This window comes from Centipeda sp. (in: firmicutes), assembly GCF_057271695.1.
In genome coordinates this window covers 1-8,325 of sequence record NZ_DBHIVL010000092.1, presented here as the reverse complement: position 1 = coordinate 8,325, position 8,325 = coordinate 1, and the positions used below count along the sequence as shown (strand labels likewise).

Here is an 8,325-nt window from a genome sequence, read left to right as displayed (position 1 = left end):
TCGGACGAAAAAATCTACGCCAATCTGACGGACTTCATTTTATCAGCGATTCCTAGAGTCTCTTCATCATATTCCTCCTGTTTTCAACAACTGTATACAGTATACCACAAAAACAAAGGATGAGAATATTTTTTTAAAAAATAAAACTTTTCTTCTGTGTGAGCATACATTTTTGGTGCTGCTTGGTTATAAGTTCATTTTCAATCCATTGATTATCTGCATTTATCCAATTATTTGCAGGATTGTGCGGCAGAGATTCGTTCTTGTTGCAGGATTCTATCTCTCCTATAATGGGAAATACGGGAAGGAGGTGGCGTATGGAAGGAAACGAGCGACGCAAACAGTTGGCAAAATTTCTGCGAGCTACCCTCTCAGCCGCGCCCGTCACAGCTGAGAATCTTGCACGAATGCTTGCGGTATCCGTCCGAACCGTACGCTACGATCTGGACGCGCTCACGGAGGAGCTGCGGTGCGAAGGGCTGTGCATACGCTCGCAGGCACGGCGCGGCATCTGGCTGGAACGCGTGGAGGCGCAGGAGGTGGCAACTGCCGCACCGGTACTGGATCGCAAGGAGCGGCGTGACCGCATCATCCTCGCGCTCCTCGGCGATGCGCCCTGCTCGATTGACGGACTTGCGGAGGAGCTTGCCATCAGCCGCAACACCCTCATCAGCGACCTAAAGGATGTTCAGGCAACGCTCGAGCAGCGTGGACTTGCGTATGTCTCAAAGCGCGGCGCGGGAATTGCAGCGACCGGGGGAGAGCAGGAGCTGCGCGATATGCTCATCCATATCTTCGCGAAAGAAGAGCATGATTTTCGCCATTTTGATCGTACGGATGCAGCCTCCTCTCCGTTCCGCCGCTATGCACATGACCTTCCCATGGCAGAGATTGCGGCGTTCTTCCTCGACCTCCTGGGCAGACACGGCGTGCTCGGGAGCGATCTCTCGATCAACCGTATGATCTGTGCGCTCGCCGTCCAGATGCAGCGGCTGCGCGAGGGGCATCAGATCACCGAGGGGCGTCCCGTGGATTTTCTGTCAAATGAGGGGGAGGCAACGGAGTCTCTGGCTGCGGAGATTGCGGCAGGGATGGCGGGCTATGCGCCGGAATTCCTGCACGCAGCAGAGATCCAGCACATTGTCAAGGAGCTGCTGCACAGCCGCATCTACGTCTTTCGCGAGGAGCCGGGACGCACGCAGGAGACCGCGCGCGCACTTGCACGGGAGTTTGTCGCATATGCACAGGTCTGGTTGGATGATACGTATGCAGACGATGAGGAGCTGCTGCGGAATCTTGCGGTACATCTCCGTCCTGCGCTTGAGCGGGCGCACGTCGGCATTGTGTTGACGAATCCGCTTCTCGAACGTATTCGGGAGCAGTACCGTGCCATCTTTTTGATTGCTACGCGCGCAGCGGAACGTCTGGGAGAGCGGATGAATCTGCGTTTCTCGGAGGATGAGATCGGCTATTTGACGCTTTACCTCGGTGCTGCGATCGAACGGAAGAAGCTCCGAAAGTCGCGCAAGCTGCCTGTGGTACTCATTTGCGGCAATGGTGTCGGCACGGCGACCTTGCTTGCAAATACGATTCGCAACCGTCTGCCGAACCTGCACATCGTACGCATTCTTTCTTACTATAACATGAAGCCGGAGGATGTTGCCGATGTGGATGTCGTTATCAGTACGGTGTCCGTGCAGCTGCCCGAGAAGACGGTACTGCGCATCTCACCGATCCTGACGGATGCAGAGAGCGAGATCATCGAGGAGCAGCTGAAATATCTCTATGACAGCCGCTTCATCATGGAGGGGTATACAGTACGCATATCGGGCGGTATGCGCCTCGTCGACCTTCTCACGGAGGAGATGATCGAGCTTCATGCACAAGCGGCTGATTGGGAGGCGGCGGTGCATGCTGCGGGGCATTTGCTCCATGCGGCGGGGGCGGTCGATGCGTGTTACATCGGGCGGATGGTGGAGAGCGTGCAGGAGTTTGGTGCGTACATCGTCGTGTGTCCGGGGGTTGCGATGCCGCACGCACGTGCTGCGGACGGGGTACGGCGGCTTGCCGTCAGTTTTGTCCGGCTGGTACATCCCGTTGCCTTTGCAGAGCGGGACGGTGCGGAGGCGGATCTGCTCTTTGCCTTTGCAACGCCGGATGAGAAAGCTCATCTTGAGCTTCTGCTCGATCTCTGGACAATTTTCAGCGATGCGGAAACGCTGGAGTATCTGCGGAAATGCCGCACAGCGGAAGAAGTTCGAGCCGTAATAGGTCGCTGCACAGCAGCGCGGAAGGAGTGAATTTATGCTGGGAGATTATATTTCTCCGGGAGGAATCATGCTGCAGGAGACGTGCCGTGATTGGGAGGCGTGCATTGACCGAGGAGCTGCACCGCTGCTCACATGCGGCGCGATCCTGCCGTCCTATCCGGAGGCAATCAAGCGCAGCCACCGCGAGATGGGACCCTATATGGTCATCGCACCCGGCATCATGCTTGCACACGCCCGACCGGAGGCGGGGGCGAAGGCGGTGGGGCTTACGATCCTGACGCTGCGCGAGCCGATCGCGTTTGGCAGCGAACACAACGACCCCGTGCGACTCGTCATCACTCTCGCGACACCCGGTGCCAAGAGCCATGTGGAAATGCTCGAGGCACTGTCAGAGTTCCTGATGACGGAGGGGATGGCGGAGCAGCTGATGGCGGCAGAGTGTGTGGAGAGCGCAGAGGCTCTGTTTGGTAAAAAGAAAAGGAGTGCATGACAATGAAGATTCTGGTATGCTGCGGCAGCGGTCTCGGCAGCAGTTTCATGATCGAGATGAACATCAAGAAGGCTCTGCAGGAGATCGGCGTGGAGGCAGAGGTGAATCACAGCGATCTCTCGTCGGCGGCGGGCATCAAGGCGGATATTTACGTGGGGACACGCGATATCGCTACGCAGCTCGTCGGGCTCGGCGGCGAGGTTGTCTCGCTCAACAATATGATTGACAAGAAGGAGCTTGCAGAGAAGATTGCGGAAGCAGTCGCCAAGGTAAAGGGATAAGGAGGAATCATCATGCTGAGTTTTATCCTTGATATTCTAAGCGTGCCGGCGGTTCTGATCGGTCTCGTCTCGATGATCGGTCTCATTGCGCAGAAAAAGGGGCTCTCCGATATCCTCAAGGGCTCGATCAAGACCATCATGGGCGTTCTGATTCTCGGCGGCGGCGCAGGACTTGCCGTTGCCGCACTCACGCACTTCGGCACGATGTTTCAGCACGGGTTCGGCATCAACGGTGTCGTTCCGCATAACGAAGCGATTGTCGGTATGGCTCTGAAGGAGTTCGGCACACAGACTGCGCTCATCATGGCGTTCGGTATGGTCGCAAACATTCTCATCGCGCGCTTTACGCCGCTGAAATTCATCTTTCTTACGGGGCATCATACGCTCTACATGGCGTGTATGATTGGGATTATTCTCACGGTCGGCGGGTTTGAAGGCGTGACCCTCGTGGCAATCGGCTCGATCCTGCTCGGTTTCGTCATGGCGTTCTTCCCCGCAATCGCACATCCGACGATGAAGAAGATTACGGGCAGCGATGATGTCGGTTTTGGCCATTTCAGTACGCTTGGCTATGTATTCTCGGCGTGGGTTGGCTCACTCGTCGGGAACAAGGAGCGCTCGACAGAGGACATCAACTTCCCGCAGAGTCTCGCGTTCCTGCGTGACTCCTCGCTCGCCGTCTCACTGGTCATGCTCGTTCTCTTCCTCATCGTTGCCCTTGCCTGTGGCCCGCAGTATGTGGAGACGGAGCTGAGCGGCGGGCAGAACTTCCTCGTGTTCTCGTTGATTCAGGCGATCACGTTCGCGGGCGGTGTCTACGTCATTCTCGCCGGTGTTCGCCTCATTCTCGCGGAGATCGTGCCCGCATTTACGGGAATTGCAACGACACTTGTGCCGAATGCAAAGCCTGCGATCGACTGTCCCGTCGTCTATCCCTATGCGCCGAACGCCGTGCTTATCGGCTTCCTATCGAGCTTCGTTGGCGGTGTTGTGGGCATGGCGGTACTTCTGCTTGCGGATAAGTCCTTTCCGGGGCTGCCCATCATTCTGCCGGGCGTTGTACCGCATTTCTTCTGTGGTGCGACGGCAGGTGTCTTCGGCAATGCGACAGGCGGTCTGCGCGGCTGTATCGCGGGTGCATTTGCACAGGGGCTGCTCATCACATTCCTGCCCGTATTCCTCATGCCGGTTCTCGGCAACCTCGGCTTTGCCAATACGACGTTCAGCGATGCGGACTTCGGTGCGGTCGGCATCATCCTCGGCAATGTGATTCATATGCTGAAGTAATTTATCCAATGAAAAACCGCTTTGGCAGTCTGCCAAGGCGGTTTTGCACAAGGAGGAAAAGATGGAACTCGAAGAACTGAAGGAGGCGGCGCGCAGAATCCGGCGCGCGACGATCCAATCCATTCATGCGGTTGGAACGGGGCATGCGGGCGGTCTACTTTCGATTGCCGATCTGCTCGCCGTGCTGTATTTTGATGAGATGCGTGTGCGGCCTGCAGACCCGAACTGGGCAGAACGTGACCGTTTCGTGTTGTCGAAGGGACATGCGTGTGCCTCGCTCTATGCAGCACTTGCAGAGCGCGGATACTTTCCTGTGGAGGAGCTGCTGACCCTGCGCCAGTACGGTTCACGTTTGCAGGGGCATCCCGATATGAAGGTGACACCGGGGCTGGATATGTCCTCCGGCTCGCTCGGACAGGGGCTCTCCATTGGAAACGGTATGGCACTTGCCGCAAAGCTGCGGAGGATGGACTATCGTGTCTACGTTCTGCTCGGCGACGGTGAACTCGAGGAGGGGCAGATCTGGGAGACGGCTATGACGGCGCATCGCATGAGGCGGTCGAGGACATTGCCGTTATGCGCGCACTGCCGAACATGACCGTGCTCTGCTCCTCGGATGCGGTCGAGACGGAGGCAATGGTGCGTACGGCAGTTGCTCATGATGGTCCCGTTTATCTGCGGATCAGCCGCATCGGTACGGCGAATTACCACACGCCGGACGATGCCTTTGTCATTGGTAAAGGCGAAGTCGTCAAGGATGGCAGCGACTGCACGGTGGTCGCAACCGGTATCATGGTCGAGCAGGCGATGCTTGCTGCATGCGATCTCGCGCAGAAGGGGATTCACATCCGCGTTGTCAATATGCCTTCGATCAAGCCGATCGACCGCACACTGCTCGTCGATTCCGCCCGAAAAACGGGTGGTGTCGTCACGGCGGAGGAACACAGCATCATCGGTGGACTCGGCTCTGCCGTTGCGGAGGTACTCGCGGAGGAGTATCCGGTACCAATGCGTTACGTCGGGATTCGTGACCGCTTTGGAACGTCGGGGGATCCGAATGTCCTGCTCGAGGCGTACGGCCTGCGTGCCTCACATATCGCAGCGGCGGTCAAGGATGTGCTGCACGCAAAGGGATAACATTGTTTTTGCACGCAAATAGGGGCGTTGTACGAAGTTTTTCGCTTCGTACAACGCCCCGTTTATGTGCGCGTATTGCGCCGTTCTTCAGTGAATCTCGATCTGCTTGCGTGCGGGTGCGTCCGCCGTCTTCGGCAGGTTCACCTGCAGCACGCCATCCTTGAACTCTGCGTGGATGTTTGCGTCGTCGATGCCGTCGATGTAGAATGAGCGGCTGACCTCTCCCGTGTGACGCTCACGGCGGATGTAGTTCCCTGCATCGTCCTTCTCATCGTTGGATTCCGTGCGCGAGGCGGCAATCGTGAGATAGCCGTTCTCGTAGTGGAGGGCGATGTCCTCCTTCGTCATGCCCGGCAGATCGGCGGTCAGCTCGTAGTGATCGCCGCTGTCCTTCACGTCCACCTTGAACGAGCTCGCACCCCAGTTGGCGGCGGGGAAGTCGTCGCGGAAGAAGGAATCGCGCATCGCGTCGAAGAGTGCAAACGGATTCGCGCTGTCACGCTGCGAAAGGTTACGCCGTCCGGCAAAAGGTACAAGTCCAAACATGGTAATCAACTCCTTAGAGATTTGCGGCATATGCGATGTTTGGTATTCGATATGCCATTCAGTTACTTTTGATTGGGAAGGTGGTTTGAATCACCTTTCGATTGTTATTATACCTCAAATAGTCAAAAAGTCAATAGGTCAAAAAGAAAAGTTTGAAAAATTTTTGGAAGGGGGTATAATGGAGAAAGTAATTCCATTGATTTTACGAGGAGGAATGATATATGGAGAAGGATATCCTTTTCATCGGCTATCCGAAGTGTTCGACCTGCCAGAAGGCGGAGAAGTTTCTGCGTGCGCACGGCTGCGATGCCCCCATGCGCGACATCAAGACGGAGAAGCCAACCGTAGAGGAGCTGCGTGCGTGGCACGAGCGGAGCGGGCTGCCGCTGAAGCGCTTCTTCAACACGAGCGGCATGATCTACCGCGATCTTGGACTGAAGGACAAGCTGCCCATCATGACGGAGGAGGAGCAGTACGCGGTACTTGCCTCAGACGGAATGCTCGTAAAGCGTCCGCTCCTCATCACGAAGGCGCGTGTGCTCACGGGGTTCCGCGAGAAGGAGTGGGCGGAGCTTTTTACGTGAGAGAGGTGTATGTATGAAACGTGAATACATGGACGGCATCCTCTATGCCCTGCTCTTTGCGATACCGGCGTACATTCTGGGGCTGTACTTTCCAATTGTGGGCGGCCCTGTGTTCGGCATTCTGCTCGGTATGCTGTTCGCGAAGAAACGGCGGCCGCAGACGGTGGAGAGCGGTATTAAATTCACGGGCAAGAAGATTTTGCAGTACGCGATCATCCTGCTCGGCTTTGAGATGAATCTCTTTCATGTGGTCGAGGTTGGGGAGCAGTCTCTCTATGTCATGATTTTCACGCTGCTTGCGGCGTTCGGCGCGGCGTTCCTGATGGGAAAGGTTCTGGGGATGGACCGCGATATGACCGCGCTCGTCGGCGCGGGGACGGCGATCTGTGGCGGCTCTGCGATTGCGGCGGTTGCGCCCGTGATCGGGGCAAAGGATCGGGATGTCGTGATCTCGATTGCGACGATTTTTTTCTTCAACGTGCTTGCGGTCTTTATCTTCCCGTTCCTCGGACACACGATGGGAATGTCGGATGCGGGATTCGGCATGTGGGCTGGTACAGCCATCAACGACACGTCGTCGGTCGTTGCAGCGGGCTATGCCTACAGCCATGATGCGGGCGCGTATGCGACCATCGTAAAGCTGACGCGCACGCTGATGATCGTGCCGGTCTGCCTGTTCTTCGCGCTGCTGATGATGCGCAGTGCGGCGCAGAGCGGCGCGGGGTTCTCACTCCGGCGCATCTTCCCGATGTTCGTGCTCTACTTCGTGCTCGCGTGCATCGTGAATACGACGGGCATTCTCCCCGCCGAGGTTTCGCATGGGCTTGGGATGCTCGGCAAGTTCTCCATCGTGCTCGCGATGAGTGCAATCGGTCTGAACACGGATCTGCCGTCACTTCTCAAGCACGGAACGCGCCCGCTCCTGCTCGGCATGGTCTGCTGGATTGCGGTCGCGGGTACGTCGCTCATCGTGCAGCACGCATTGGGGCTTTTATAAGGAGAGATAATGATGGAAGAACATGAAATCGAACTGCGTCCGTTCCCGCCGTTCCTGCCGCCGAATGCAACGGTGATGATGATGGGGACGTTCCCGCCAAAGCCTGAGAAACGGACGATGGAGTTCCACTATCCGAATTTCCAAAACGATATGTGGCGCGTCTACGGGCTGGTGTTCTTCGGTGATGCGATGCACTTTCAGCATGGGGAAGAAAAGGCATTTGATGCGGAGAAGATCAAGGCCTTCCTCACCGAGCGCGGCATCGCCTCCTGTCCGACGGTGCGCCGCGCGATTCGCGAACACGACAATGCCTCGGACGCGTTCCTCGATGTAGTGGAAAAGGTCGATCTGCCCGCCGTACTCGCAGAGATTCCGCACTGTCGCCGCATCTGCACAACGGGCGGCAAGGCGACGGAGATCCTGCTCACGCTGCTTGAGACAGATGTCAAGGCAAAGGATTTCAAGACGGGGGAAACCATCTCTGCACGCTGCGGCGACCGTGATCTCCTCATCACACGCCTTCCGTCCACCTCGCGTGCCTACCCGATGAAGCTCGAGAAGAAGGCTGAGGCATATCGGAACTTCTTTGCGGAGGCAGGCTTTGCGGTGGCAGAGCAGAATAGGTAAACAAAAACGGCACGCTGCGTGCAAAACGCACAGCGTGCCGAAATTTTATATTTTTTAGGGAATCGCTGATAAAATGAAGTCCGTCAGATTGGCGTAGATTTTTTCG

Annotated in this window: 10 protein-coding genes; 9 read left to right on the top strand and 1 reads right to left on the bottom strand. The window is 56.7% G+C overall.

Annotated elements, in window-relative coordinates:
* The first annotated feature begins 317 nt into the window (after positions 1-317).
* The 6 genes from ACO6BQ_RS11205 to ACO6BQ_RS11180 all read left to right on the top strand — a co-directional run bounded on the left by ACO6BQ_RS11205 (position 318) and on the right by ACO6BQ_RS11180 (position 5,465).
* The gene (locus tag ACO6BQ_RS11205) at positions 318-2,300 is read left to right on the top strand and encodes a BglG family transcription antiterminator (RefSeq protein WP_489120978.1); all 1,983 of its coding nucleotides are present in this window, start codon (positions 318-320) and stop codon (positions 2,298-2,300) included.
* Between the two features lie 4 nt (positions 2,301-2,304).
* A complete protein-coding gene (locus ACO6BQ_RS11200; protein WP_489120975.1) occupies positions 2,305-2,760 on the top strand; it encodes a PTS sugar transporter subunit IIA in 456 nt (151 codons plus the stop codon).
* A 2-nt stretch (positions 2,761-2,762) separates the two neighbouring features.
* Positions 2,763-3,041: a PTS sugar transporter subunit IIB gene (locus tag ACO6BQ_RS11195; protein ID WP_009441603.1), complete on the top strand. Its 279-nt coding sequence runs from the start codon at positions 2,763-2,765 to the stop codon at positions 3,039-3,041.
* A 12-nt stretch (positions 3,042-3,053) separates the two neighbouring features.
* Entirely contained in the window at positions 3,054-4,328 is a 1,275-nt protein-coding gene (gene ulaA, locus ACO6BQ_RS11190) for a PTS ascorbate transporter subunit IIC (RefSeq protein ID WP_009441604.1), read from the top strand.
* Between the two features lie 61 nt (positions 4,329-4,389).
* Complete coding sequence (locus ACO6BQ_RS11185) at positions 4,390-4,926, top strand: transketolase (protein ID WP_489120973.1); 537 nt, start codon at positions 4,390-4,392, stop codon at positions 4,924-4,926.
* Positions 4,905-5,465, top strand: a complete 561-nt coding sequence (locus tag ACO6BQ_RS11180; RefSeq protein ID WP_489120972.1) for a transketolase family protein — start codon at positions 4,905-4,907, stop codon at positions 5,463-5,465. The genes ACO6BQ_RS11185 and ACO6BQ_RS11180 overlap by 22 nt, the downstream gene beginning before the upstream one ends.
* A gap of 87 nt (positions 5,466-5,552) precedes the next feature.
* On the opposite strand, the gene ACO6BQ_RS11175 is transcribed toward ACO6BQ_RS11180, so the two are convergent.
* The gene (locus ACO6BQ_RS11175; RefSeq protein ID WP_489120969.1) at positions 5,553-6,011 is read right to left on the bottom strand and encodes an Hsp20/alpha crystallin family protein; all 459 of its coding nucleotides are present in this window, start codon (positions 6,009-6,011) and stop codon (positions 5,553-5,555) included.
* Between the two features lie 221 nt (positions 6,012-6,232).
* Between ACO6BQ_RS11175 and ACO6BQ_RS11170 the strand changes: the two genes are divergently transcribed.
* From ACO6BQ_RS11170 to ACO6BQ_RS11160, 3 genes are read left to right on the top strand one after another with little or no spacing between them, the layout of a single operon-like run.
* Positions 6,233-6,595 (top strand): arsenate reductase family protein, encoded by a 363-nt coding sequence (locus ACO6BQ_RS11170; RefSeq protein WP_489120967.1) that lies wholly within the window; start codon positions 6,233-6,235, stop codon positions 6,593-6,595.
* A 13-nt stretch (positions 6,596-6,608) separates the two neighbouring features.
* On the top strand, positions 6,609-7,592 hold the full coding sequence (locus ACO6BQ_RS11165) for a YeiH family protein (protein WP_489120966.1): 984 nt from the start codon (positions 6,609-6,611) through the stop codon (positions 7,590-7,592).
* Between the two features lie 9 nt (positions 7,593-7,601).
* Positions 7,602-8,219: a DNA glycosylase gene (locus ACO6BQ_RS11160; protein WP_489120964.1), complete on the top strand. Its 618-nt coding sequence runs from the start codon at positions 7,602-7,604 to the stop codon at positions 8,217-8,219.
* Positions 8,220-8,325: the final 106 nt, after the last annotated feature.